General features: G+C 47.1%; 26 protein-coding genes, 1 tRNA gene and 2 pseudogenes. 17 read left to right on the top strand and 12 right to left on the bottom strand.

Annotated elements, in window-relative coordinates; genetic code table 11:
* Nucleotides 1-32: 32 nt before the first annotated feature.
* Nucleotides 33-443, top strand: a complete 411-nt coding sequence (psb27, locus tag HRE53_RS17980) for a photosystem II protein Psb27 (RefSeq protein WP_212664650.1) — start codon at nt 33-35, stop codon at nt 441-443.
* A 27-nt stretch (nt 444-470) separates the two neighbouring features.
* Nucleotides 471-635 (top strand): twin-arginine translocase TatA/TatE family subunit, encoded by a 165-nt coding sequence (locus tag HRE53_RS17975; protein WP_212664649.1) that lies wholly within the window; start codon nt 471-473, stop codon nt 633-635.
* A gap of 93 nt (nt 636-728) precedes the next feature.
* On the opposite strand, the gene tsaB is transcribed toward HRE53_RS17975, so the two are convergent.
* A complete protein-coding gene (tsaB, locus tag HRE53_RS17970; protein ID WP_235107429.1) occupies nt 729-1,370 on the bottom strand; it encodes a tRNA (adenosine(37)-N6)-threonylcarbamoyltransferase complex dimerization subunit type 1 TsaB in 642 nt (213 codons plus the stop codon).
* A 103-nt stretch (nt 1,371-1,473) separates the two neighbouring features.
* On the opposite strand from tsaB, the gene HRE53_RS17965 reads away from it, so the two are divergent.
* From HRE53_RS17965 to HRE53_RS17940, 7 genes are all read left to right on the top strand, one after another.
* Nucleotides 1,474-2,130: a DUF1361 domain-containing protein gene (locus HRE53_RS17965; RefSeq protein WP_235107428.1), complete on the top strand. Its 657-nt coding sequence runs from the start codon at nt 1,474-1,476 to the stop codon at nt 2,128-2,130.
* A gap of 55 nt (nt 2,131-2,185) precedes the next feature.
* Nucleotides 2,186-2,383, top strand: a complete 198-nt coding sequence (locus HRE53_RS17960; RefSeq protein WP_235107427.1) for a hypothetical protein — start codon at nt 2,186-2,188, stop codon at nt 2,381-2,383.
* Between the two features lie 262 nt (nt 2,384-2,645).
* The gene (gene aspS, locus HRE53_RS17955) at nt 2,646-4,433 is read left to right on the top strand and encodes an aspartate--tRNA ligase (RefSeq protein WP_235107426.1); all 1,788 of its coding nucleotides are present in this window, start codon (nt 2,646-2,648) and stop codon (nt 4,431-4,433) included.
* 118 nt (nt 4,434-4,551) lie between these two features.
* Nucleotides 4,552-5,073, top strand: a complete 522-nt coding sequence (locus HRE53_RS17950) for a DUF2199 domain-containing protein (RefSeq protein WP_235107425.1) — start codon at nt 4,552-4,554, stop codon at nt 5,071-5,073.
* 495 nt (nt 5,074-5,568) lie between these two features.
* Nucleotides 5,569-5,694, top strand: coding sequence for a hypothetical protein (locus tag HRE53_RS34465; protein ID WP_255800740.1), 126 nt, complete (start codon nt 5,569-5,571; stop codon nt 5,692-5,694).
* A gap of 128 nt (nt 5,695-5,822) precedes the next feature.
* The gene (locus tag HRE53_RS17945) at nt 5,823-6,245 is read left to right on the top strand and encodes a hypothetical protein (RefSeq protein WP_235107424.1); all 423 of its coding nucleotides are present in this window, start codon (nt 5,823-5,825) and stop codon (nt 6,243-6,245) included.
* Between the two features lie 194 nt (nt 6,246-6,439).
* A complete protein-coding gene (locus tag HRE53_RS17940; RefSeq protein ID WP_235107423.1) occupies nt 6,440-6,967 on the top strand; it encodes a hypothetical protein in 528 nt (175 codons plus the stop codon).
* A 104-nt stretch (nt 6,968-7,071) separates the two neighbouring features.
* Here HRE53_RS17940 and HRE53_RS17935 read toward each other — a convergent pair.
* Nucleotides 7,072-7,142, bottom strand: a tRNA-Gly gene (locus tag HRE53_RS17935).
* 210 nt (nt 7,143-7,352) lie between these two features.
* Here HRE53_RS17935 and HRE53_RS17930 point away from each other — a divergent pair.
* From HRE53_RS17930 to HRE53_RS17920, 3 genes are all read left to right on the top strand, one after another.
* Nucleotides 7,353-8,930, top strand: a complete 1,578-nt coding sequence (locus tag HRE53_RS17930; protein WP_235107422.1) for a histidine kinase N-terminal 7TM domain-containing protein — start codon at nt 7,353-7,355, stop codon at nt 8,928-8,930.
* The gene (locus tag HRE53_RS17925; protein WP_235107421.1) at nt 8,927-9,436 is read left to right on the top strand and encodes a gamma-glutamylcyclotransferase family protein; all 510 of its coding nucleotides are present in this window, start codon (nt 8,927-8,929) and stop codon (nt 9,434-9,436) included. The genes HRE53_RS17930 and HRE53_RS17925 overlap by 4 nt, the downstream gene beginning before the upstream one ends.
* Before the next feature lie 132 nt (nt 9,437-9,568).
* Nucleotides 9,569-9,721: a hypothetical protein gene (locus HRE53_RS17920; RefSeq protein ID WP_235107420.1), complete on the top strand. Its 153-nt coding sequence runs from the start codon at nt 9,569-9,571 to the stop codon at nt 9,719-9,721.
* Between the two features lie 13 nt (nt 9,722-9,734).
* Here the strand turns inward: HRE53_RS17920 and HRE53_RS17915 are convergent, their stop codons facing one another.
* The 5 genes and pseudogenes from HRE53_RS17915 to glpD form a co-directional block, all read right to left on the bottom strand.
* Nucleotides 9,735-10,892, bottom strand: a complete 1,158-nt coding sequence (locus HRE53_RS17915; RefSeq protein WP_235107419.1) for a cysteine desulfurase family protein — start codon at nt 10,890-10,892, stop codon at nt 9,735-9,737.
* A gap of 107 nt (nt 10,893-10,999) precedes the next feature.
* Nucleotides 11,000-11,782: a hypothetical protein gene (locus HRE53_RS17910; RefSeq protein ID WP_235107418.1), complete on the bottom strand. Its 783-nt coding sequence runs from the start codon at nt 11,780-11,782 to the stop codon at nt 11,000-11,002.
* 18 nt (nt 11,783-11,800) lie between these two features.
* Entirely contained in the window at nt 11,801-13,156 is a 1,356-nt protein-coding gene (locus HRE53_RS17905; RefSeq protein WP_235107417.1) for an AAA family ATPase, read from the bottom strand.
* A 273-nt stretch (nt 13,157-13,429) separates the two neighbouring features.
* A pseudogene (locus HRE53_RS17900) lies at nt 13,430-14,363 on the bottom strand (NAD(P)H-dependent glycerol-3-phosphate dehydrogenase).
* 24 nt (nt 14,364-14,387) lie between these two features.
* Nucleotides 14,388-16,060, bottom strand: a pseudogene (gene glpD, locus HRE53_RS17895) (glycerol-3-phosphate dehydrogenase).
* Between the two features lie 267 nt (nt 16,061-16,327).
* Between glpD and HRE53_RS17890 the strand changes: the two are divergent.
* The gene (locus HRE53_RS17890) at nt 16,328-16,909 is read left to right on the top strand and encodes a thioredoxin family protein (RefSeq protein WP_235107416.1); all 582 of its coding nucleotides are present in this window, start codon (nt 16,328-16,330) and stop codon (nt 16,907-16,909) included.
* Here the strand turns inward: HRE53_RS17890 and HRE53_RS17885 are convergent.
* From HRE53_RS17885 to HRE53_RS17880, 3 genes are all read right to left on the bottom strand, one after another.
* The gene (locus HRE53_RS17885) at nt 16,869-17,459 is read right to left on the bottom strand and encodes a hypothetical protein (RefSeq protein WP_235107415.1); all 591 of its coding nucleotides are present in this window, start codon (nt 17,457-17,459) and stop codon (nt 16,869-16,871) included. The genes HRE53_RS17890 and HRE53_RS17885 overlap by 41 nt on opposite strands.
* Nucleotides 17,460-17,722: 263 nt before the next feature.
* Nucleotides 17,723-17,854, bottom strand: a complete 132-nt coding sequence (locus HRE53_RS34460) for a hypothetical protein (RefSeq protein ID WP_255800739.1) — start codon at nt 17,852-17,854, stop codon at nt 17,723-17,725.
* Nucleotides 17,855-17,949: 95 nt separating this feature from the next.
* Nucleotides 17,950-18,330, bottom strand: coding sequence for a hypothetical protein (locus HRE53_RS17880; protein ID WP_235107414.1), 381 nt, complete (start codon nt 18,328-18,330; stop codon nt 17,950-17,952).
* A 217-nt stretch (nt 18,331-18,547) separates the two neighbouring features.
* On the opposite strand from HRE53_RS17880, the gene HRE53_RS17875 reads away from it, so the two are divergent.
* From HRE53_RS17875 to HRE53_RS17860, 4 genes are all read left to right on the top strand, one after another.
* Nucleotides 18,548-20,071, top strand: a complete 1,524-nt coding sequence (locus HRE53_RS17875; RefSeq protein WP_212664633.1) for an AAA family ATPase — start codon at nt 18,548-18,550, stop codon at nt 20,069-20,071.
* Between the two features lie 91 nt (nt 20,072-20,162).
* Nucleotides 20,163-20,597: an SH3 domain-containing protein gene (locus tag HRE53_RS17870; RefSeq protein WP_235107413.1), complete on the top strand. Its 435-nt coding sequence runs from the start codon at nt 20,163-20,165 to the stop codon at nt 20,595-20,597.
* A 14-nt stretch (nt 20,598-20,611) separates the two neighbouring features.
* The gene (locus tag HRE53_RS17865) at nt 20,612-21,808 is read left to right on the top strand and encodes a 5-(carboxyamino)imidazole ribonucleotide synthase (protein ID WP_235107412.1); all 1,197 of its coding nucleotides are present in this window, start codon (nt 20,612-20,614) and stop codon (nt 21,806-21,808) included.
* A 15-nt stretch (nt 21,809-21,823) separates the two neighbouring features.
* Entirely contained in the window at nt 21,824-22,735 is a 912-nt protein-coding gene (locus HRE53_RS17860; protein ID WP_212664630.1) for a cation diffusion facilitator family transporter, read from the top strand.
* A gap of 4 nt (nt 22,736-22,739) precedes the next feature.
* Here the strand turns inward: HRE53_RS17860 and HRE53_RS17855 are convergent, their stop codons facing one another.
* Together HRE53_RS17855 and HRE53_RS17850 are read right to left on the bottom strand one after the other, a co-directional pair.
* The gene (locus HRE53_RS17855) at nt 22,740-23,321 is read right to left on the bottom strand and encodes a hypothetical protein (protein WP_235107411.1); all 582 of its coding nucleotides are present in this window, start codon (nt 23,319-23,321) and stop codon (nt 22,740-22,742) included.
* A 132-nt stretch (nt 23,322-23,453) separates the two neighbouring features.
* A complete protein-coding gene (locus tag HRE53_RS17850; RefSeq protein WP_235107410.1) occupies nt 23,454-24,185 on the bottom strand; it encodes a Bax inhibitor-1 family protein in 732 nt (243 codons plus the stop codon).
* Between the last annotated feature and the right edge of the window lie 271 nt (nt 24,186-24,456).

Here is a 24,456-nt window from a genome sequence, read left to right as displayed (position 1 = left end):
ATTATTTTGTTATACGAGATTCCATAATCATTATGAAGCGCTTTGTCTCCCGTCTACTCAGCTTAATGCTTGTAGCCTCGATGTTCTTAACTGGTTGCTCGCTTCTCTCTCCGGAGACCCTCCTATCGGGTGACTACCAGCAAGACACCATCTACGTTATTGATAACCTCAGTAGTGCGATTACCTTGCCTGATGATGATCCCAATAAAGCAGACAACCAAGCAGACGCAGGCGCTCTCATCAGTGAATATGTGTCTCGATATCGTCGTAAGCCCCAGTTAGCAGGGTCTGCGTCCTTTATGACAATGGCAACGGCATTGAACGGTTTAGCTGGACACTACAACTCCTATCCCAACCGTCCTTTACCTCAGAAACTAAAGGATCGTTTGGAGCAAGAGTTTAAACAAGCTAAGATTGCCCTCAAACGTGAATCCGCTGCTTAACACTTACTTCTTGGAAGGAATCTACGCATGTTTGGTCTAGGTTGGTTAGAAGTCGGACTCATTGCTTTAGCGGCAGTCATCCTGTTTGGTCCCAAGAAGTTGCCTGAACTGGGAGCATCCTTAGGCAAGTCCCTGAGGGGTTTTAAAGACGAATTACAGGGCGACTCAGAAGAAGATCCCACCGAAGACTAGATCAGCGCAACAATAATTCTTTCTGTGTTTAATCCAATCCCCCCCTTTTCTCTACCCGAGAGGAGGGGGGGATTGAGCTTTGTCATGATTCAACTAGCATGAAGGTGGACTCGCGGCTAGGGAGCCATAGTAGGGCAGAATGTCTTGCCAGGTGGGTTGCTGCCCAGCCTGCCATTGTTGATGGGCTAAGGCAATCATGGCTTGGCAAATGCCCTTTGGCTCTACAGTGTCAGGGGAAAGGTGGTGGTGAATCTCTTCGGTGGATAAGAGTTGTTGCCATCCTTTTAGATCGATGTACTGGAGCGGTTTATAGGTTGATAACGTCTGATTGGATGCATCCCAAGTAAACAGGCTGCCATAGACGGATCCACGCTGGCCCGGATATTCCACCGCTATCAGCTCCCCCTCATTTACCTTTGATAAGCTACAAGCATAGGCATAAGCTTGAGCCGTGAGAGTGGAAATCCCGTAAAGCGGAATGTGTAATTGTTGGGCTAAGGTGCGGGCCGTCACCACGCCAATGCGGGTGCCGGTAAAGCTACCTGGGCCTTGAGCAACCACCAGCCATTCCAACTCAGACCAGGAGAGGGGCGCTAGAAAGGCCTCTAAATATTGATGAAGGTAGATAGAGATATCTCGGCCTAAATCCCAGGTTTGGTAACGGTTGATTTGGTCAAAGTTGGAGATCCCTAAAGTTAGGGCTGAGCTAGTCGTATCGAGGCCAAGAGCATACATATGGAACTTCGTGATAACGATCACCTTCTCATTCTAGTAAGGCAGGGGATGATGGTTGCACAACCTTGCAGTCAGCAGTAGACAGGACAATCACGATAGGACTATGGAACGCATTCTAGGCGAATATTTAGGAGAATTTAACGGATATAGCGGTTGGATTGTCTGGAATCTCTTTCTGGCCTTTATTCCCATGACGTTGAGCTTTTGGCTGTTTCGGTGGCCCCATCAATCGCGAACCCTGGTTTGGTGGATTGCGTTAGTCTCATTTATTGCCTTTTTACCAAATGCGCCCTATCTCCTGACAGACATTATTCACTTAGTGGGTGCGGCTCGAAGCACAGATTCCATCTGGATTGTCACCTTATTTTTTATTCCGCTCCATACGTTTGCGATTTTGGCAGGGTTTGAAGCTTATGTGATCTCTTTGATTAATCAGGGACATTACCTCCAAAAACAGGGAGCAGGCCAGTTTGCGAAGTGGGCTGAGATCCTGGTGCATATTCTCTGTGCGATTGGTATTTATCTGGGGCGGTTTATCCGCTTTAATAGCTGGGATCTGATCACCAATCCCAAAAACGTCCTGCTGGTCAGTATGAATGAACTAACGTCAAAGTTTCCTTTTGTCGTTGTTTTGATTACTGTGTTGGTGCTGATTCTGTTCTATTGGATTATGAAGCAAATTACCTTGGGCCTGGTGCTGAGGTTTCAGCATGTCCGCAAGGCTAGCCAAGGTCTAGTTTCTGATCAAGATCTGTACTGAACCCTGGTTGGGGCATGCCAGAATAGGGGCATGAACCCCATGTGGAGAATCAGTAATGCCCTTAGAACGTCGGTTGTCTCGTGATGCATTTTTGCAAAATGAGATTGTGATTCTGAAACAGCTTTGTCTAACGCCAAGTCGGATGTTTCAACCGGGACGCTACAAGGTCAGTGAGCTACCAGATGAAGCCTTCACAATGGGATTAGTGGAACGGGCTCCGATTCCATCCGACGAGAGTCCAGATAGCGATTAATAGGGAATAGTCTCCTTCCACCACTTTCAATGGTTTCAATCTGGATTGGCCTAGCGCTTGAAATAAATCCAGTTGGGACTATTAGCATCCCGCTTATCTAAAGATCACTGGCCCTCTTGATGGATGTGGATATTGATTGCATCCTAGATCTACATCCAAGGTTAATAGCTGCGATAATATGTGAGTTTGCCAACGTGCAATGATAATTTCCCCCTCAGTTGGGGAATCTTGTTGTTTTAAGAGGGAGCTGGATCAATCAGGTATGCGAACCCACTATTGCAGTGAATTACGAAATGATCATGTGGGTGAACGGGTTACCCTCTGTGGTTGGGTAGACCGCCGTCGCGATCATGGGGGCGTAATTTTTTTGGACGTGCGCGATCGCACCGGTCTGATCCAAATTGTCAGTGACCCAGAACGAACCCCTGCAGCCTATCCCCAAGCCGATGCCCTCCGAAATGAGTATGTGGTTCGGATTCACGGTGAGGTGAGTCGTCGTCCGGATGATTCCCTCAATCCTCGCCTTCCCACGGGAGACGTTGAGATCTATGCTGATCAAATTGAGCTGCTGAATGCGGTGCATCAACAGTTGCCGTTTCAGGTCTCGACTGCTGATGTGGAATCTGTAAAAGAGGAGCTGCGACTCAAGTATCGGTATTTGGATTTGCGACGCGATCGCATGCATCAAAACATCATGATGCGGCATCGCTTAATTCAATCCATTCGTCGCTACTTAGAAGATCAGCAAGGCTTTGTTGATATTGAAACTCCCGTCTTAACTCGCTCCACGCCTGAAGGTGCACGCGACTATTTGGTGCCCAGTCGGGCCAATCCAGGAGAATGGTTTGCCCTGCCTCAGTCGCCCCAGATTTTCAAGCAACTGCTGATGGTGTCTGGATTCGACCGTTATTACCAAATCGCCCGCTGTTTCCGGGATGAGGACTTGCGAGCCGATCGCCAACCAGAATTTACACAACTGGACATGGAGATGAGCTTCATGTCCCAAGCTGAAATCATTCAGCTCAACGAAGACTTAATGGGGCATGTCTTCAAAACCATCAAAAATGTCGACTTGCCCAAGACCTTCCCGCAGATGACCTATGCCGAAGCAATGGAACGCTACGGCACGGATCGTCCTGACACCCGATTTGGTCTGGAGTTAGTGAATGTCTCTGACTTACTCAAAGACTCGGGATTTAAGGTATTTTCGGGAGCTATTAAAAAAGGTGGACAAGTCAAAGTCTTGCCCATCCCCAATGGCAACACCAATATTTCCAACGTCCGTATCAAGCCTGGTGGTGACTTATTCTCGGAAGCTTGTGCGGGGGGTGCCAAAGGTTTGGCCTATATCCGTGTCAAAGAAGATGGGGCTATTGAAACGATTGGGGCCATTAAAGACAACCTATCACCAGAGCAAACGGCAGAATTATTAGAACGCACGGGGGCCAAAGCTGGCCACTTACTCCTATTCGGAGCCGGTCCAACAGAGATCGTCAATGCTTCACTCTCTCGGGTACGCCTGGCGTTGGGTGCGGAAATGAAGTTGATTGATCCGGACCAAATCGATTTATTGTGGATTACTGAGTTCCCCATGTTTGAGTGGAACGCTGGCGAAAAACGTCTGGAAGCCCTCCACCATCCTTTTACGGCTCCTTATTCTGAAGATGAAGCTGATCTCAAAACGGCCCGTGCCCAGGCCTATGACTTGGTTTATAACGGCCTAGAAATTGGCGGAGGTAGCCTGAGGATTTATCAAGCTGACTTGCAACGGCGAGTGTTTGATGCCATTGGCTTATCAGAGGAAGAAGCTCAGGATAAATTTGGGTTTTTGCTCAATGCCTTTAACTTTGGCGCTCCTCCCCATGGCGGTATTGCCTTTGGCATTGATCGTCTAGCGATGCTCCTCAGTGGTGAAGAGTCCATTCGTGATACGATTGCTTTCCCCAAAACCCAACAAGCTCGCTGTTTACTTACTCAAGCGCCTTCAAGTGTGGATCAGAAACAGCTTAAGGAACTGCAAATCAAATCTACGGCTGAGCCTAACAAATAGCTCCTATTCTTTCCCTTTATTTATAGGGGAGCGGCATCAAGGAATATCTGATATTTCCATATAGGGTGTTCTACGTCTGGCTGATGTATGTCCATAGTTGTCTAACAAAAATCTTTGTATGACTACTCTTGATGGTTTTACATGCCAAAGCTGTGGTGAGTTCCATGAAGGGCTTGCTAGATGTCTGCCAACCAAGTGCCCGACGTATTATCAGATGGTGCCAGAATCAGAACGTAGTGAACGTTGTTGGCTTAGTAACGACTTGTGTGTCATTGATGATAGAGATTTTTTCATCTACGGCTCACTTGAAATTCCGATACATGATCATCCTGATCCGTTTATCTGGGGCGTCTGGGTTTCAATAAGCAAAACTGACTTTATGCGTTCGCAGGATTTGTTCGGTGTTGTGGGTCGCGAGACCGAACGACCCTACCCAGGCTGGTTATCAACTGACATTCCTCTCTATCCATCCTGCCTCGAATTGGTGGCAACGGTTCACACGCAACGAGCCGGAATCCGTCCACTTATTGAATTACAAACTTTGGATCACCCTTTGGTTTGTGAACATAAGGATGGGATAACACCAAGACGTGTGCAAGAAATTGTGGAGTGGTTCCTGCATGGACGATTTGAACAATGATACTCGCGATCATACTCTCACTTCATTGTGAATAGAGGGAGATATTAATGGCCAACGTATCGTATAGCTATCTAGATAAGGTGTATTTTTGGAACTTGACTGCTAATCCCTTGAAAGAGGATGTTATTTGACAATTGGCAGGTGATACGACACCTGATGTATCACCATAGTTATGCGTCTAGTCCCAGTATGAGCATCACTGATGAGCCACAGTTTCATCTTCATCCCGTTTCGCAATGGCGAACTCGGTAGCGTTCAAACGCAATCCGTTCTGCGAATTCTTGAAACACATCAGTTTTCCGATTGCGATATCTCTAACGGCTCAAATGAATTGCCAATGCCGCTCGATAATGAAGGTCACACAACAATAGGCGACCATGTATTTGTAAACTGCAGCGATGGAGCCGTAACGGAAATCGTGATTGATCGACCGCTATACGACGTCAATTATCGCCGATTGGCATTCGGAGACTGATCACCGAGTTGAAACTTGCTATGATGTCATCCGGTGGTGAAACGCTACGTTCAGCACCCGTGATGCAAAGCCACATCCCAGACGATGTGATTAACCAATTTGGTGATGTTGATACGAATGTGCAGTCCCCTGATCAACTTCCTTGATTGGGCATTCAGCGCCGCAATCATCGCATTCTGCAATCAACGCATAACATCGCCGCCAAGTTACACAGGTCTGTTATGCCGCCTCAAATCTTAGTGAAGATATACTTATGAACTTTCTGTAGAGTCATATGAGTATTTCTGAGATCCTTAGTGAGATTTCTCAAATCAGCTTTGAGTACGGTGAGGCTGATATACAAAAAATGTATGAAATTTGTAATCGCATAGAAATACTTCATAACCCAAGGGCAATACTTCCTCATCTATTTTCCTGGTTTGAAAAGTTCTCTGCTTACGATGTGGGTAGCCCAGGCCCATTTGTACATTTCATTGAAGGAAGTAACGATTATCATGAATTATTACTGGAATCTATTTCGAAAAAGCCCACTGTTATTACACTCTGGATGGTAAACAGATTGGTTAACAGTGCTGTAAACAGCAGCGACAGAGACAAATGGTTGCAAGTGCTTAAAGCATCTTTTGATAATCCTTTGGCTGACGAGGATGCACGACAATCAGCTATTGATTTTCTAACCTATCAAAATACAAAATAAGTCATTGAGATTCACTGGTGTTACCTTTGTAATACTCCTGTGAGTGCCTGTTTTGAGATTGGGCAATCTTAAATATAGGCTCTATTTAGTTGTCTAACCAAGGCATGCAAACAGTCGGTCAAAACACTCTACTGGTCGGCACTTTTTAGTATTTCTCGCACCTCTAATGCCAATCCGTTATGCCCCACCCCGCAATGATTGCTTCACTAATCGTTGATGAGCTACGCAAAACTAACCTCACGTACCGTTGTGAGGAACCGTACGCTTTTTCGCTCATTCAGGGACAACAGTGCAACTACCTTGGTTATGCAGTAGCGACTTCTTTGGCATTGGCGAAAACGATTGAGAAATACATTGAATTGGGGTACCGCTATCGCGGGGTACAAGCTCTATCTGACGCAGAAGCGATACGAATCTGGATGAAGTGGGCCCCTGATGATGGTTGGCACTACGGTAATTTCAACGACTATGCAGCGGTACAAAAATACTTAGAAATGCACAATGGCGATGATCTTGCGTTGCGAAATGGATGTCTTAAGCAACTTAAGACTGTGATTGCTCAACATGACATTAATGACGTCACTCTTGGTGTGACATACGGTGAGAATCCGGGAGATTTTCGCGATTCCGTTATCCAGATCTACGGCAAAGCTGGGCATAAAAACTTTGTCGAAGAATATGAGGCCATGTTCAGACTAAATGCTGACATACGAAAGGTCTAACAAAAGGTTCAATTGTAGCCTTGGTCCGGCTCATTAGGGCGTTATGCGATACCAATTCTGGTAAAGAGTCATTTAACTCTGGAATATACACTAAGCTTTTGTAAAGCGGGTGGGGGGAATCGAACCCCCATCATTAGCTTGGAAGGCTAAGGTTTTACCACTAAACTACACCCGCGTGGTGCTGGATATTCAGCACAATTTAGGCTAACACAAATTGGCTAACTTTCTGCAAGCCCATCCAACCTTCTCGGCTGAATTTTGCGTCTTAGCCCGCTGCAAAAAGTTTTTTTAGAAAAACAAGCCACCGAAAAAAGAGAATTTGCCTCCTATACTCTGGCGGGGGCAACAGAATTAGGGCTACGATGGTGCTAATTCAAGACCGACCATGCTGATTTACTACCTCCTAGCGCTTCTACCTGCGATCGCAGCTTTTGCTACAGGCAGTATTGCTATCTATGTATGGCAACGACGGTCTGTGACGGGCGCAAAATCCTTCTTTGGATGTATGCTCAGCCTCTTCATCTGGTGCTTTTTTGCGGTTCTAGAATATCTCAGTATTGAAGCCACCCCCCGCATCGTTTTTGGCAAACTGCAATATCTAGGTATTCCATTTTTTGCGGTCTTTTGGTTGGTTTTTACCCTGCAATACACCCATCATGACTCTCGTCTGACCCCTAAGAAGGTGAGAGGCATGATGGTGGTGCCCGTGCTCAGCATGATCTTTGCGTTTACGGATCCCTGGCATGGTCTGATTTGGGCTGCTGTGGAATTAGGGCACACCCCTGCCCCCCAGCTCATGATTGAGCATGGCTGGTGGTTTAGCTATGTGATGATGCCCTATAACTATTTGCTGCTGTTGGGAGGCGTCGGCATACTCCTCAATGCCTATTTTGCCAGCTCCCAAATTTATCGCCAACAGATTTTGGTGCTCCTGTTGGCCTCGATCATTCCCTTCTTTTCTAGCCTGATGTATTTGTTGGCGGGGGTACATTTCAATGGCTTAGATCTGACCCCGATTAGCTTTGCCCTCAGTGGCTTGATCATGGTTGTGGGACTGTTCCGCGGCAAACTGTTTGAGGTTTCGCCCATTTCCTACCGCACCGTATTTTTGAATACCGAAGATGCCGTTATTTTTCTGGACACCCAAAATCATATTGTTGACTTGAATCCCAGTGCTTATCAAGAAAGTCTGTTTGACAATATTTTGGGGCAACCGTTTAATGTCGGTTTTCCAGCCTATCAGCATTTGCTGACGACTCCCCCGACCCAAGAAGTGACAGAAACCATTAAGCTGCTGCAATTTTCCCAAACCCTATTAAAGGAAGTCAAAATTCGGACGTTGCAAAGTCCAGGTCACCACCATGTGGGATCTTTGGTGATTATTCGTGATGTTACCGTCGAACATCAAAAACAGGCACAACTCAAGCATTTTGCTTACTTTGATAGCCTTACTGGGCTTTGTAATCGCCGCCAATTAGAAATCTCGGGACAATTGGCCCTTAGCAGTGCCGGCAAAGGGCTGTGGCCAGTCGCCTTGTTATACGTGGATTTAAATGACTTCAAGCTCATCAATGATACCTATGGTCATCATATTGGCGATGCAGTGCTGATTTATGTGGCCAAGTGCTTAAAAACTTGTGTCCGCCAGGGAGATATCGTTGCTCGCCTGGGCGGGGATGAGTTTGTTGCCTTGCTGTTTAAGGCGAATCACAGTGCTGCCAGCAACACCCGCGAACGGCTCTTACTCCGGCTCCGACAACCCCTTAAACTTGAGGACTTGACTCTTAAAATTACAGCTAGTATTGGTGTCGCTAGTCATCCCCAGGATGGATGCACCTTATCTGAACTGCTGCATTGTGCCGATCAAGCCATGTATCAAGAAAAGGAAAACTATCGTGACCGTGAGTCTGGCCGCCGTTCTCTAACGGATCAAACTCAGGGAACGATGGGGTCGCCCAAGTGAAGGGCTCACATCATCAGGACTACTACTTTGCCTACGGCTCCAATTTATATCAGTCCCGATTACAAGAGCGTGTCCCTTCAGCTTGTTTCGTTCGTTTGGGCCAGCTCCACGGATATCAACTCCAATTCAACAAGGTGGGTTTGGATCAGTCGGGTAAAGGCAATATTGAAGCAACCGGACGATCTGCAGATATGGTTTGGGGAGCGGTTTTTCAGATGGACTTATCGGAGCTTTCCCACTTGGATCAGGCCGAAAGCTTGGGGGTGGGTTATGAGCGTCAATCTCTAAGTGTTCTGACTACTAAGGGGTATCTGGAAGCGTTTACCTACCTGGCTTTGCTTAAGGATAATGCATTGAGTCCGTTTCATTGGTATAAGGCATATGTTGTTCAAGGAGCCCTGGAATTGAGCATCCCAGCAGCCTATATACAGCAAATTCAGGCTGTCCCATCCATCTCAGATCCTGATGCTGAACGTCGCCAGCATCACATGACACTGCTAAGGTGAGCTTCAACTTTATTCATATCCTGGCGTTGGTTTTATAACGATTAATCGCAAAGGCTTCAAAAGTAGCCTCGGTCTTGGCATGCTTAGGGAATATCACAGAATCATCTCTCCTTCGCTTACTCAGAGACCATCATGGATTCTTTCACTTCCCGACTCTGCTCCAAGACAAGCTTCGCGATTGGTCTGTATATCAGCGCCATGGTCAGTTTAGGCTTCTTAGCCCATGCTCAACTGAATGCAATGCAGTTAATGCAGTCAGAACGACCTGTGAGCGTATCGCCTTAAGATCCTAAGCTGCTTAAGCAATCGCAGCAGACTGAGGCATCAACCGGTGCAGCAGTTGATTTAAGGCTGTAATGGTCCAATCGATATCTTCGAGGGTGGTTTGCTTGCCTAAGGTCAAGCGAATGCCAGATAGAGCTTGCTGATCCGAGTATCCCATAGCTTTTAAAATGGGGCTGGGTGCTAGCTTGCCACTATGGCAAGCTGACCCAGCGCTAATAGCAATGCCTGCCAAATTCATCTGCCTCACTAAGGTCTTTCCGGTTATATCCGCGAGAGGGTGGAGGCAAAAGCTGACGTGATGGGGTAATCGTTGGCTCAGGTCTCCAGTCGGCAGTAGATAGGGAGAATTGCTGAGTTGAGAGAACATGCGATCGCGCATCCGTATCAGTCGCAAACCCTCTGTTTCCATTTCTTCAGCCGCAATTTCTGCTGCCAGACCAAACCCCGCAAGGATGGGCACAGCAGGGGTACCCGACCGCATCCCCTGTTCTTGTCCGCCCCCCGCTAACAAGGGAACCAGGTGAGTCCCAGGACGCACATATAAAGCGCCTGCTCCTTGGGGACCATAGAGTTTATGGCTAGAGAGGGAGAGTAAATCAACGGGCATGGTTTGCGCATCAATGGGGAGGCGACCCGCAACCTGCACCGCATCGGTATGAAAGAGCACTCCATGATCCCGAGCGATTTGGCCTAAAGTTTGGATCGATTGTAGAGTACCGATCTCGCTCTGACCATAAATCACTGAGACCAAAACAGTATTGCTTTGAATTGAGTTTTTAAGAGCGTCTGGCGAGATATGACCTTGGGCGTCTACGGGCAAACGAGTGATCTGCCATCCCTGTTGCTCTAATAGGCGAGCAGGCTCAGTAATCGCAGAATGCTCAATGCTGGAGATGATTAAATGCTGGGGTTGGATAAAGGTTCGAGCAATCCCCATTAACGCTAAGTTATTGGCTTCAGTGCCACCAGAAGTAAAAATAATCGACTCGGCGGGAGCATGAATCAAGTCTGCGACCTGCATGCGGGCTTGTTCTAGAACAGTTGCAGACCGCTGCCCCCACTCATGCAAACTAGAAGGATTTCCCCATTGTTCTGCCCAGATTGTGCCCATGGCAGTAATCACGTCTGGGTGGCAAGGAGTGGTTGCACTGTAATCTAAGTAGATTTGCATGGGGCTGTTCGTTTGACAGGCAACTTCAATACTTCTAGATCAGGGGGAGGTCTGCTTCACAGTCTAGCGGGATTCAACACTCTAGATATATTTTGATTTACCCATCCTTATTCCGGTACGAATTGAAATTCATCTTTCAAAGCTGCACGTGTGGCTGCTGCAAATTCGCCACGGTCGGAAATGGCATCCATGAGAGTCTGTTGAGCGTCCACTGCCAAATTTTGTAGTTCTTGATTTTGCGATCCTGTGCTTACCTTAATAAACTTATGGAGGTTTTTAAGCACTTGCAGATGCTTCAGTCTGGCCTCATTCAATATACTGCGATTAAGATTCAGACTCTCAATTGTAGGTTTACCTTTAATACTTCCATTAATCGGATAAGGGACTTCCCCCCTGAAATCGATATGCTGACTTGGTTCATCTATTCCAGGATTAACAAAAAGTGGATCTTCAAGATTGATGTCATCAGTATGTGAGTGAGCACGGGTCGTTGGATCGACGAGGGGGAACAAGTTTCTTTTCTGTCGCTGGTTACAAGCACTGCAACTCAGATACAGGTTATCCCACTCATAAGCTAGCCAGTAATAGCCAGGGCGATTAAGCTTTTCCCCTTTTTTTTGAATATAAGCACTCTTAGGGCGAAAATGCTCTACATCGCCATCATCTCCAACGAGGCGCTCGCAAAAGCAACATTTTTTATGTTGAGCACGTATCAGAGCCTCCTTGACACTTTTATGCCCATAAATCTTGTTAGAGAAGCTAAATGTCTTTGTACCCGACTGATAATCCCCTGAAGCCTTTTTATAGTCGTTAATATGGGATTTTGATTTAGTTTCCCCATCTGTGGTTAGTTTTTGGGGCGCAGTCTTGGGTTTGTCGATGCGAATCACAGTTTATATACGAAAAGACTAATTTTGCTCTAAGAGCTGAGCAGCTTTGCGAATAATATCCATCGCTCGAATATCTTCCGGAGATTCAGCGGTGGGCAACCTGCCAATTTTCTCTTCTAATTTCTTAAGTTCTCGTTTATCTTTTGCTGTCAACTTGGATTTTCCCAAAAGTTTTCTTCTTTGCTCAATCAGTGGCTCTATTTCAGCAGCATGGGGAGTTGATAGCTCAAAAACGCTCGTCAGCACTTGATCAACTCGCCAATTATCAATAACTTCAGGATCATTATCAATAACAACATGATCTTCTTCACGACGGAGCAATACTAGATTTGCGTTTTTAGCTGCCTGCACAACGAGTGGACTATGAGCTGTCACAATGAATTGCGTATTAGGCAAGCGCTCTGTTAAAAAGCTCATGATGGTGCGTTGCCATTTTGGATGAAGATGGAGATCAATTTCATCGACTAAAACAATAGCAGGCTCCGCTAATGGATCTTCGCTCTGCGGGTAACACTCTATTAATCTTGCAGCTAAATCCACAGTCCAGGCAATTACGGTAGTGTAACCCAAACTAAGTTTTTGTAATGGCACCCATCCATAAGGGGTAAGAAATTCTGCCGATGGACTAGGCACATTCTCAGAAACTGATGTAATTCGTATATCAGAAACATCAGGTAAAAGTTTCTTCAGTATTTCTTTGATAATAGAAAATCGCCTTTTGAATTTATGTCTATTAGTAGGCGTAGATCGAGCAACTGCATAATCAGCCTGAAGAAGCCATTCTTCAGCATTTACTAATTCTGAATTCGGTGTTAGTAAGCTTTCAGAACTGCCAGAGCCTAAAGTCTTCGATAAAGAAGTCCCACTCATTTTCCGGGTTGCCCCATAACCGTAACAGTTGAGTCCAGGCAACTCTTCTGATAGTACTTCGTGTGAGTGTGAAACCCTTAGATATTTTTGAAAGTGGTTGATATTCCTAGAATTATCGGGTTGCACTGAAAATATTACAGATTTTTGTTCAGGATTAGTAGGCTGACTTAGAGAAGAGCCAGATGCGAAAATAGCATGGATTTCTATTTGTTTATCGTGCTGTACAAGAGACTCTGCGAACTCTAGATCTATATTACGAACAGGAGCAGGAACAGATGTTTCTGCCATACCTGCCAAACATTGCAAGAGAGTAGTTTTACCTGCCCCATTATCACCAAGGATAACGGTCCATTGAGCAGGAAATCCTTTACTATCACTTAGACTAAGCTTCTGACGAAACTTAAAACACAGCACATTCTCTATCTCTAAAGATAAGAAATAAACAGGTGGGGGGAGCTGAGACTGCCTTTGTCTTTTCTGTTGCTCTTGAGGTACTTCAGCCATAAATTGACCATGTCTGTTCTGACACTTTCAACTTACTACAACTGAATATGTATTTTATGTGTCTTGAACAAGTCAACACTCTCAATGCTCTTAGCATATTTCGATCTTCTCTGGGGTGATAGGCAACCTAAATTATTTTCTGCAGCGAAATATGAGGGTTTTATATCAATCACTCAGCCTCAATAAAATCTATGATTAAAAGAAAATAAATATGTATCGCTACAGCTTTACTTTGAAAAAAATTGATATTTCCCCAACGTTTTAACATATTGATTACAAATCGCAGGCTTCAGGCTTTAATTCTCGATCCATCAGGCTTTCTAAGGCTTCCTGGGGGGGGGGTAATTCGTCCCTTTAGAAGTCGATGAACTTGGCGAGCAATGGGAATCGGGATGCCTTCTCGGTTGGCCAAATCGACCAGGACATTGGTGGTATTTACCCCTTCTGCAGTTCCTTGGAGTTGATCTAAAATTTGGGTGAGGGAGTTGCCTTGGGCTAGTTGATACCCCACTTGATAGTTACGGCTGAGGGGACTCGTACAGGTGGCTAACAAATCTCCTAAGCCGGATAGTCCAAAAAAGGTTTCTGCCTGTCCTCCCAAATGGGTGCCGACTCGAATCATCTCTGGGAGTGCCCGCGTGATCAACGCAGCCCGGGCATTGGTGCCGAGTTTGAGGCCTTCGCAAACCCCGACTGCGATCGCAATCACGTTTTTCAGGGTCCCACCCAGTTCCGTACCCAGTAGATCAGGATTGGTATAGACTCGCAAACAGTCCGAAGAAAAAAGCTGTTGCACCGTTTCTACGGCCGCTTGATTAAGGCCTGCAACCACCGTGGCAGCAGGCAAACCCTGCTCAATCTCTTTCGATAAATTGGGGCCAGAGAGAACCAAAACAGGGTTGTTTGGAAAAGTGGCCTGCCAAATTTGGGAGGGAGTGCGGAGCGTCGTCTGATCTAGCCCTTTAGTGGCACTGACGATGATGGTTGAGTGGGGTAGCTCTAGCTGCTGGAGCTGAGCGGCAATACCGGGGATGCCTTTCATGGAGATGGCAACCACAATCACCTGAGCTTGAGCTAGGCTTTCTGCTAACGTTAACGGTCCACGGCGGGACCAAACCGTCACTTCATGGTGATTGACTTGGGCTAGGGTCCCTAAAGCTGACCCCCAAACCCCTGTGCCCAAGATAGTGATGGCTGTTGTGGACATGAAAGCAAGATCCTAACGAGAACATCAACTGACAGGCGCTGTTGTCTGAGCCATCATAAAATCAGGCAAACTATTGGCTTCCATAAAGCGGTGATAATTTTGAACTTGGCGATCGCAATCCGCGTCACTCCAGTTGCAGTATTGCTTCAAAATCGCTGTCACTGCCGGAAGCACATCAAAACCGTAATTCGTTTGCATCGCCAAAATTGTGCGCCGCACACAAATATCGACGAGGGTGTAGGCTTGTTCGACTTGGACGGCATAGACCACTTGGGCTTTAATATCGGGCAGTGATGGGATAATCGGCTCGGCCAGTTCCGGGGTTTCATCGACTAGGGCCAAAATCTTCACTGCAAAACTGCCATAGATGGAGAACAGATGAAAGATTGCTTCTCGGCTAACAAGGGCCTGGTATTTGCTGATCATGGTTTCGATCAAGGTATCGTCGAGTGCGATCGCACCCGGAAACAGCTCTTGCTTAGTTGCACAAGGAATAAGGGCACGACCTTGCTTTTTCAATACAGCATCCACCATCTCTTCAGCTACCTGCCGATAGGTGGTGAGTTTACCGCCAATTAAAGAGATCAAGTTGGTAATACCGTCTTTGCCGTGATCGTAGAGAACATGACTGCGGGTAATACTGCTGGTCTTTTTGCCTTTGCTGTAGGGTAAAGGTCTGACGCCTGCGTAGGTAAAGCGAATATCTGCCCGAGAGAGCTGAGCACAGGGAATGACTCGATTGGTTTCATTTAGTAAATAATCAATTTCATCATCACTGGCTTTAACCCGATCCAAATCGTCCCCATACCGAATATCAGTCGTCCCAATCAGATACTGATTCGCCCAGGGCAGAATGAAAAACGGACGGTTATCAACCGCGGCTTCTGCGTAGAGGGCGGCATCAGGTGCTCCTGGGAACGGATCTACAATAATGTGGCTGCCTTTAGTGCCACCGATTTTTCGGTCTTGTTTCAGGGTCGAGGACTGTATCCCTTGTAAGACCTGATCGACCCAGGGACCTGCCGTATTAATCACCACGGCTTGGGGTGACAGTTGGACGGTATGGGATGTCTCTGAGATCAAATCTTCAACGGTGATCCCTTGGACGCGGTCCCCCTCAACCTGCAGCTGGGACACTTTTGCATAGTTGAGCGCCGTAGCCCCTGCTGCTTGGGCCGACAACACTAACTCCAAACAGAGGCGTTCAGCATGGACGACTTGGGCATCAAAATATTGAGCTGCCCCTTTCAGCCCTTTAGGATTCAGGTGCCGAAATAGCTGTAAACACTTTTGCAGCGGGAGAATCCGGTGATTGGGTAGAGATTTATCAAAACTGAGGACATCATAGAGCAGCATTCCGGCCTGAATTTCCCAGAACGCCCGCGAACCGCTGGCATAGACGGGGATTGACATCTGCAGAGGCCGGACTAAATGGGGGGCCACCCGTAATAGCACTTCCCGCTCTCGTAAGGATTCCCGGACCAGATTGAACTCGAAGTATTCCAGGTATCGCAGGCCGCCATGAATCAGTCGACTAGACCAGCCTGTTGTGCCGCTGCCAAAATCATCTTTATCGATCAGCAGGGTTTTGAGTCCCCGCAGGGCAGCATCACGGGCAACCCCTGCCCCCATTACTCCCTCCCCCCAATCACGATGAGGTCAAAGGCCGTGTTCTCAATCGTTTGCCAATTTCTCATGTGTGAGCACATTATGTGGTGATTTACATTTGAACCCAGGATTGCGTGCTGTGGCACTGCCAACAAGATGACATAGATCTTTTATTTAAGGCGTTTTCTTCATCTCTTTCACCAATTCTGTTAGCTTTGGGGTGAAAAGATAATCGTTGCCTCGTTGTATCCGTCTGGAATGGATGAACGGGTGCAGGTTAAGAATGACAGCTTGGTGTACTGAGCTGGACCACGGCAGAATAAAGTAAGTGTGCTAATTGCTTAAGGGTAGAAATTATGGTGTTAACCGCTTCTACAATGTTGGACTTGGGAACACCCGCCCCCAACTTTCAGCTACCTGATGTGGTCAGTGGGCAAACCATTTCCTTAGATACATTTGCCCACCGCAAGGTTCTGTTGGTGATGTTTATTTGCCAGCATTGTCCGTTTGTGAAGCATGTCCAATCGGAACTCGCTCAGATTGGTCAAGATTATTCTGCTCAAAGTTTGGGAATGGTTGCGATTAGCTCTAATGATATCCAGAGCCACCCCTTGGATGATCCAGAGCACTTAACAGCAATGGCCACCAGCCTCGGTTATAACTTTCCCATCTGTTTTGATGAATGCCAAGATGTTGCCAAGCAATATACGGCGGCCTGTACGCCAGACTTTTTTGTTTTTGATGCCCACCGTAAACTTGTCTACCGGGGACAGCTAGATGATAGCCGTCCCAGCAATAACCTGATGGTGACTGGGGAAGATTTACGGGGGGCTTTGGATGCTGCCCTGGCAGAACAGCCAATTGCCGCGCAGCAAAAACCGAGTATCGGTTGCAATATTAAATGGAAACTGGGGAATGAACCCCCTTACTATGGCTGAAATAACCGCTTGTTTGAGTAGAGCGCTTCATGGATCGAACTTTGGATGCGACCACCTCTGCTTCTGATGCCTGTTGGCAATGATCATGGAATCTAGAGGCTAATGAAGAAGATGGAATGTTTTGGCTTAAGGCTGCAACGAATTCCTGAGGTTTCAGGGTGTCCATGTCGAGGCCAGCCAGGGTCTGTTGAAAAACTAAGTCTGCAATTGGACCAATACAGTTTGCTAGCTCTTGCTTACAACGATCAATAAAGTGGGGAGAGAGGGAGTGCTCTCGGGAGACATTTACTTGATGACTAGGGAGTAGTGCCGTTGATTGTCTAGCTAGTTTTTTGACCCGTTTCCAGACCACCCAATGAGATCCATCGTCTTGCAACAGGCAAGCTTGACCCGATTTGCAGGAAATTTGGCAATATTCCAATACTGCTTTCTCTAGCTTCTTGGAGATTTTAGGCCCCAATTGAAATAATTGACCGTGAAATAGGAGCTGATGGTCGTTAATACTTTGTATATCTTGTGCTTGCAGATCTTGAACTTGAATGACTTTCAAGAGAATCCTCCTGCTGAAGTAGTAGCAAGCAAATTCCCCCTTAAACCACTCTGTTAGCAGAGCTAATTACTGTTGAGTATAGAACGTCAACTCGGCAAGTGTAAACTTATCTTGAGACAAGCGGCTATAGCTTTAATAATCACTTACTTGCCCATTAATCATGGGCAAAACCTATGGGAGTTTCTGTTCGTGACTAACAGTATTTTCCAGGATAGTGATATCAGAAAACAAAAATATTTATTTGCAATTGCGGAATAATGACCTTACTCCAATGATTGGCGAAAAGCCAGAGCTGCTTTGGTGTCAGGTATTTGCAGGGCGAGAGCCTCAATAAGCTGTTGGGGCGATAGATGAGGAGACTGTTTTAGAGTTTGTTCCGTTAAGAAATCGGCCATGGGCCCAACATGAACTGCCAGTTCCGTTTTACACCGGTTAATAAAGATTCGATTAACACTAGCAAGGGTTGCTTTAGTGGATAGATCCGGTGGCTCTACTGCAGGTGTGTTGGGCTGGGCTGTCTGCTTAGGTGGGGGGAGGCGGTGGTGTTTGAGTGGGAAGGGTTGGTTTGGCAGTAGAGGGCTTCTGAGAGGGGGGATGGGGATGTTTTGGGTCGAATTCGCTGCCAAGCCATGAAATAGGTAGGGAATTCAATGAGTAAATACTGTCGTCCATGCTCCCGGGCATCCTTACAGAAGTCTAAGGCGGTTTGCAGTAAGGATTTTGTAAATGCAGGGCCAGGCTTAAACCATTTGCCCTGGATCTGCAATGCTGACGATTGATCGTTGAGCAGTCCTCGCGCTTCAAGGTCTGTCGATTGAATAATGGACATGCGATTCCCCCAATAAATGCCGACCTCATATCCATGTCCCATATTGGGATAGCCTGGGTTGGTGCAAGATCTCCTATGGATAAGGCGGTTAACTCAGTTTACCCAGAGGGAGATGACAGTTTTCCACATCCTTGCATGATGCAATCCTTTTCAACACCCAGGTAAAATTGGCAAGCAGGATCTATCTACTCACTATTGATGGAATTCGTGACCATACATTCTTGCTTTTTAAGATATCCACTATTTCAGGGTTAGTCCCATGAGCTTTAGTCATGAGTTTGAGTTACTCCTCAGAGCCCGATATCCATTAATTTATATCCCTACGCAGGAGGAAGAACGCGTTGAATCGGTGATTGCGGATTCGGCCCAACGTCAGGGAAATCGAGCGGTCTATACTTGGGACTTTGTGGATGGCTATCAAGGGAACCCCACGGATGCAGGGTTTGGTCAGCGCAATCCGTTGCAGGCCCTAGAACTGATTGAGCAGCTACCCCCGTCTGCCCCTGCTATTTTTATCCTTCGAGATTTCAATCGGTTTCTGGAAGATGTGGCGATTGCGCGGAAGCTTCGCAATTTATCTCGACTGTTGAAGTCTCAGCCCAAGAATATTGTTCTGCTGGCCAGTGAGGTGGCGATTCCTCGTGATTTAGGTGAAGTGGTCCATGTGATTGATTTCCCCCTGCCTGATGTAGGAGAGATTCGGTCTGAGGTTGAACGTTTACTGACTGCCACCTCTCATCCCCTGACGGGTAAGGATTTGGATGATTTGGCCCGTTCCTGTCAAGGGTTAACGATGGATCGAATTCGGCGGGTATTGTCCCGTGCGATCGCAACCCACGGCCAACTCAGTGCAGATGATGTTGAGCTGATTCTAGAGGAAAAACGACAAACCATTCGCCAGACTCAGATTCTGGATTTTTATCCTGCCCAGGAAAATATTTCTGATATTGGTGGCCTTGATAATCTCAAGGATTGGCTGTTCCGACGAGGCGGATCATTCTCTGAGAAAGCTCGACAATACGGTTTACCCCATCCTCGCGGCCTCTTGTTAGTGGGAATTCAAGGGACGGGTAAATCCCTGACGGCAAAGGCGATTGCTCATCATTGGCATCTGCCCCTGTTGCGCCTGGATGTGGGACGTCTATTTGCCGGACTAGTGGGGGAGTCAGAGTCCCGAACCCGGCAAATGATTCAGCTTTCTGAGGCTTTAGCCCCTTGCATTCTCTGGATTGATGAAATTGATAAAGCCTTTGCGGGCATCGATGGCCGGGGAGATTCGGGGACGACCAGCCGGGTGTTTGGTACCTTTATTACCTGGCTGGCGGAGAAAACCTCTCCAGTCTTTGTGGTGGCAACGGCCAATAATATCCAGTCTTTACCCCCGGAGATGCTGCGCAAAGGGCGGTTTGATGAGATCTTTTTTGTGGGCTTGCCAACTAAAGAAGAACGGGAAGCGATCTTTTCGGTGCATTTATCCCGGCTACGGCCCCACAACCTCAACCAATATGATTTGCAGCGATTAGCTTATGAAACCCCAGATTTCTCTGGAGCTGAGCTGGAACAGAGCATTATTGAAGCGATGCATTTGGGATTTAGCCAGAACCGAGACTTTACGACGGACGATATCTTAGAAGCCGCCAGCCAAATCATTCCTTTAGCTCGTACTGCTCAAGAACAGGTAGAATTTCTGCAAGATTGGGCAGCATCAGGGAAAGCACGATTAGCGTCCAAGCATAGTACACTAAGCTTGCGCATTCAGCGGCAACTTCAACAGCCGGATTAATATGACTGTGCTGACCATGATTTTTATTTGAATAACCCTTACTTGTTCTCTACCCTTAGAATTTGACTAACTTTGTCATCTTGATGCCTGTATGAAACCGTCTCAGATCGCTCAAATCATCATTGGTGTCATCTTGGGTTTAGCAATTGTTGGGGGAGCAGTGGGCGGTGCTGGCTATTTGTACCTAAACCGATTTTCTCAAATCCCCCAAAAACCTAAGTTTCCGAACGACGCTAAACCCGCAGTGCCTGCTAAACCCAAGCCCTATCCGGCAGTCGTTATTTACCCTGACGGTTTATTCCTCAGAAAAGAAAGATCCTCGGATGCGGATGTCATTAAAGTCCTAGAATACGAAGAGCCCGTCACTGTGATTGAAGCATCACCGGACCAAAAATGGCAGAAGATTAAAGCTGACCTGGAAGGCGAGGATGTGGAAGGTTGGGTGTCCATGGGCAATACCGAACGGGTTCAAGAAGATGTAGCTGCGGAAACTCCCCCGGAAGCCGAGCCTGAACCTGCCTTTTAAGAACAATTGGTTTTATGTCTGATTTTGCGATCGCAACCCCGTCCGCCGCTACGTCACCCCAAGGGCCCATTCACACCGTTGGTATTTTGGGCGGTGGCCAACTAGCTTGGATGTTGAATCAAGCTGCCCCATCCTTAGACCTCAACCTCGTTTTTCAAACGCCGAACCCTTCTGACTCAGCCCTACAAAGTGTAGTTGATCTAGACCAGCAGGCCATTCTCGCTCCTATTACGGATGTCGCGGCTACAGCTCACCTCGCTCAACACTGCCAAATCATTACCTTCGAAAATGAGTTTGTTGATTTAGATGCCTTAGGGAAATTGGCAGCTCAAGGCGTTTGCTTTCGCCCTAGCTTAGCCAGCCTAGCTCCCTTACTCGATAAGTATGAGCAACGCACCTTTTTCGCTTCCCTTGGGATAGCCGTCCCCCAGTTTGCACCCCTGACATCTGGCTCACTGCCCCCATCTTTTGAGTTCCCTGTCGTCATCAAGGCTCGACGCAATGGCTATGACGGTCAGGGTACTTTTGTTTGTCATACCTCGGCAGACCTCGCCCAATGTTGGCAACAAGCCCAGCAAGATCCGTCTGTGTTGATGGTGGAAGCTTATGTTCCCTTTCAGCGGGAATTGGCGGTCATGGCAGCTCGCTCTACGACGGGAGAGATTTCCCAGTTCCCAGTGGTGGAAACCCATCAGCAAGATCAGGTTTGCCATTGGGCTATTGCTCCAGTTCAGTTGTCATCCACGACCCAGGCGCAGATTGATCACATCACATCCCAGATACTAGAGCATCTTAATATGGTGGGAATTGTGGGGATTGAGTTATTCCAAACCGCTGACGACCAAGTGTGGGTCAATGAAATTGCCCCCCGCACCCATAACTCTGGCCATCTCACCATCGATGCCTGTGCAACCTCCCAATTTGAACAGCATTTACGGGCGATTAGTGGTCAGCCTTTAGGCCCAACTCACCTCACGACCTCCGCTGCCGTCATGGTAAACCTGCTGGGATTTGAAACCAGCCACAATGATTATTTACAAAAACGACAGGCTATTGCTGCCCTCCCCCAGACGTCCGTCCATTGGTATGGCAAGACAGAAAATCGGCCTGGGCGGAAGTTAGGGCATGCAACAATGTTATTATCCTCTGGTGATCCGGCTATAGCCGTAGATATGGCCCATAAAATTGAAACCCTTTGGTATACGGGCTGAGGGATAGAGAACGTTATGAGCAGTAAGGCTGCCCGCACCTATATTCTGTTATCGATTGCTGCTTCTTTGGTAACAATGGGGCTCAAATTTGGTGCCTATCAGCTCACCTCTTCCGTTGGCTTATTCTCGGATATGGCTGAGTCTAGTGTGAACTTAATTGCCGCATTAGCAGCATTTTGGGCGCTCACAGTTGCTGCCCAGCCTCCCGATAAAGAACATACATTTGGTCATTCTAAAGCCGAATATTTTTCCAGCGGTTTAGAGGGACTCCTGATTTTGGTAGCCGCGATTACCATTGCGATTACTGCTATTCCCCGAATACTGGATCCTCAACCCATCGCAGAGTTAGAACTAGGCTTAGGCTTATCCATCCTTTCATCCCTCGTCAATGCTGGTGTGGCTTGGGTTTTACTACGAGCTGGGAAACGGCTACGCTCTATCACCCTCCGAGCTGATGCCCATCACCTATTAACCGATGTTTGGACGTCGGTGGGGGTGGTGGCCGGTTTGGTGATTGTTAAGCTGACGGGGTGGCTGATTCTCGATCCCATCATGGCCTTATTGGTTGCCATTAATATTGTTTGGGTATCCATCAAACTCATTCGGGAAACTATGTCTGGGCTGATGGACAGTGCATTGCCTGAATCCGACCAAGCCGTTATTCGCGCAACCTTAACGGCCTACCAAGCCCAGGGGATTCAGTTTCACGCTCTCCGTACCCGTGTAGCTGGGGCTCGTAATTTTGTCTCCTTTCATGTTCTGGTGCCCGGAAATTGGTCTGTCCAAAAAGGCCATGAATTATGCGATGTGTTGGAACAAGCGATTATGACGGCTTTACCCGGCACCCATGTAATGACACATTTAGAGCCCATTGAGGATCCTGTGTCCTGGGAAGATGCTGTACTCGATCGGTCTCACCATCCCTAAATAATTAACTACAAGGCTGGTTGGTCCATTCTTCTGGCCCTCGTCCGGGCCAACAGATTTGCTGTCGCCCCATCCACACTAGCTGCCATTTTTCCTCGTTATCTATCATGCCCTGGGGTTCAAATTCAAAGCGGTATCGGATGCCTTGCACCGAATCATCTGCCAAACCGACATTAGACAGCATCACTACGGCAGACTGACCTTGCTGAATGGAAACGGAGGTCTGTTTTTGGGAGTTCCCTGCTGTTTCTGGTAAATCGACAAGGGATAGGGCAATGGACTTAGGAGCCGTGCCCGTTAAAGAGGTATCACTGGGTAAGGTGCTGAGGCGAATGGGCGTATAGCGGTTGCGATCGCTATCCCGCATCTCAGGTCGGGCAACCTTAGGCCAAGGCTCAGAGTGAGGACCAAAGCGATCACACCAAGCCCGTTTAGCCGGACTCCAAACCTCACGGGTCAAGCAATTATAGGGAGGTCTAGCTAGGAGAGAAGGGACCGAATGAGGGGTGGAAATGGGCGGTTTATTGGCCATTAAACTCATACCTAAACTGAGCCCTGCCATCATCAAAATTGCTTGACCGATCATCCTTCCCTCTGGTTGATATTCCCTAAGTGCTGCTCCTATTAATGTATAAAGACTCTGTTCAAAATTTAAAAGTTTCAAGGGGCTGGACGATCGTCCAGCCCCTTGAAACTAAAGCACTCTCTGCCGAAATGTTTAGTCTCTACTATTGATTGCAATTAAGAATCTGAGAATAAAGATAAACAGATTGACGTAGGTCAAATACATGGATAAAGCAGCAGATAAGTATTGTTCATCTTCATAGGTTCTAGGTAGAACAAAGAAGTCAACAACAGCTGCCCCAACAAACAATAAGACACCAAGGCCGGAAATTCCAATTTCCATCCAGCTAGGGGAAATAATGCCAAACCACATGCATATGACTTGGGCAAACATTACCACTAGTAAGGCAATCACCCCTAGTTGAATTGTTTTGGTGAGGGCAAACCCATCTTCATCTGATAGATTCGCTCCAATAGGGCGAGCGGCAATAAAGGTAATGCCACAACTCAATGCAGCAATAGCTAAACCTGTTTCACCCACTCCTGATGTTTTTAGAGCGATGTCAACAAGTAAGGATAGGGTATAGCCAGTAACTAAGCTGAATGTTGCCAAAAGAGGCAAAGCAACGTTGTTATTGACTTTAGTGGCTGCTCTTTGTGACACGAAGAAGAGTACAAAGAACAGAATCATTGCTGGCAGACTAGTGGCTCTGTAAGTTTGGGGGCCAAAGCTAGAAATAACTCCTAGACCACCCCATGCGCCGACAGCAGTTAAAACTAAGCCTGCGCCCAGGAAAGGCAGGGCATTTGGAATAACATTGGGGCCAACGAGGGCGTTTTGTTTGGCCTCTTGAATGGCGTTACGAAAATTACTTGTATTACTCACGGACTTCCTCTTTTAAACAAACTCTGTTATTGGTCTGCTACCTCTTATTTTGCCTTATCTCCCTAAAAAGTAGGAGGCAGCAAGTTTAGGGTTATCCGTAACCCTTAAAGGCAAGGAGTTATTTATACAGGGTGAACTCTGCAGGCTTTTTGGGTATGCTGCAAGGGGATGAACGCCTAGACCTATAGCGCTACATATAGTCTAGGTAATGTATATATACGGAGTTATTTCTCCGGTAAAGCGTTACTGCTCCGTGTTAATACTGATATCT

Source organism: Acaryochloris sp. 'Moss Beach', assembly GCF_021497025.1.
Taxonomy (GTDB): Bacteria; Cyanobacteriota; Cyanobacteriia; order Thermosynechococcales; family Thermosynechococcaceae; genus Acaryochloris; species Acaryochloris marina_A.
This window is presented reverse-complemented; position numbering and strand designations above follow the sequence as displayed.

Excerpts from the sequence above, each read along its gene's own strand:
- HRE53_RS17870 (WP_235107413.1), top strand. The coding sequence starts at position 20,163 with ATGAAACCGTCTCAGATCGCTCAAATCATCATTGGTGTCATCTTGGGT.
- HRE53_RS34465 (WP_255800740.1), top strand. The coding sequence starts at position 5,569 with ATGATGTCATCCGGTGGTGAAACGCTACGTTCAGCACCCGTGATGCAA.
- HRE53_RS17890 (WP_235107416.1), top strand. The coding sequence starts at position 16,328 with ATGGTGTTAACCGCTTCTACAATGTTGGACTTGGGAACACCCGCCCCC.
- aspS (WP_235107426.1), top strand. The coding sequence starts at position 2,646 with ATGCGAACCCACTATTGCAGTGAATTACGAAATGATCATGTGGGTGAA.
- HRE53_RS17860 (WP_212664630.1), top strand. The coding sequence starts at position 21,824 with ATGAGCAGTAAGGCTGCCCGCACCTATATTCTGTTATCGATTGCTGCT.
- HRE53_RS17975 (WP_212664649.1), top strand. The coding sequence starts at position 471 with ATGTTTGGTCTAGGTTGGTTAGAAGTCGGACTCATTGCTTTAGCGGCA.
- tsaB (WP_235107429.1), bottom strand. The coding sequence starts at position 1,370 with ATGTATGCTCTTGGCCTCGATACGACTAGCTCAGCCCTAACTTTAGGG.
- HRE53_RS17965 (WP_235107428.1), top strand. The coding sequence starts at position 1,474 with ATGGAACGCATTCTAGGCGAATATTTAGGAGAATTTAACGGATATAGC.
- HRE53_RS17905 (WP_235107417.1), bottom strand. The coding sequence starts at position 13,156 with ATGGCTGAAGTACCTCAAGAGCAACAGAAAAGACAAAGGCAGTCTCAG.
- psb27 (WP_212664650.1), top strand. The coding sequence starts at position 33 with ATGAAGCGCTTTGTCTCCCGTCTACTCAGCTTAATGCTTGTAGCCTCG.
- HRE53_RS17875 (WP_212664633.1), top strand. The coding sequence starts at position 18,548 with ATGAGCTTTAGTCATGAGTTTGAGTTACTCCTCAGAGCCCGATATCCA.
- HRE53_RS17945 (WP_235107424.1), top strand. The coding sequence starts at position 5,823 with ATGAGTATTTCTGAGATCCTTAGTGAGATTTCTCAAATCAGCTTTGAG.
- HRE53_RS17950 (WP_235107425.1), top strand. The coding sequence starts at position 4,552 with ATGACTACTCTTGATGGTTTTACATGCCAAAGCTGTGGTGAGTTCCAT.
- HRE53_RS17920 (WP_235107420.1), top strand. The coding sequence starts at position 9,569 with ATGGATTCTTTCACTTCCCGACTCTGCTCCAAGACAAGCTTCGCGATT.
- HRE53_RS34460 (WP_255800739.1), bottom strand. The coding sequence starts at position 17,854 with ATGGCCGATTTCTTAACGGAACAAACTCTAAAACAGTCTCCTCATCTA.
- HRE53_RS17960 (WP_235107427.1), top strand. The coding sequence starts at position 2,186 with ATGCCCTTAGAACGTCGGTTGTCTCGTGATGCATTTTTGCAAAATGAG.
- HRE53_RS17930 (WP_235107422.1), top strand. The coding sequence starts at position 7,353 with ATGCTGATTTACTACCTCCTAGCGCTTCTACCTGCGATCGCAGCTTTT.
- HRE53_RS17940 (WP_235107423.1), top strand. The coding sequence starts at position 6,440 with ATGATTGCTTCACTAATCGTTGATGAGCTACGCAAAACTAACCTCACG.
- HRE53_RS17915 (WP_235107419.1), bottom strand. The coding sequence starts at position 10,892 with ATGCAAATCTACTTAGATTACAGTGCAACCACTCCTTGCCACCCAGAC.
- HRE53_RS17865 (WP_235107412.1), top strand. The coding sequence starts at position 20,612 with ATGTCTGATTTTGCGATCGCAACCCCGTCCGCCGCTACGTCACCCCAA.
- HRE53_RS17855 (WP_235107411.1), bottom strand. The coding sequence starts at position 23,321 with ATGATCGGTCAAGCAATTTTGATGATGGCAGGGCTCAGTTTAGGTATG.
- HRE53_RS17880 (WP_235107414.1), bottom strand. The coding sequence starts at position 18,330 with ATGGGACATGGATATGAGGTCGGCATTTATTGGGGGAATCGCATGTCC.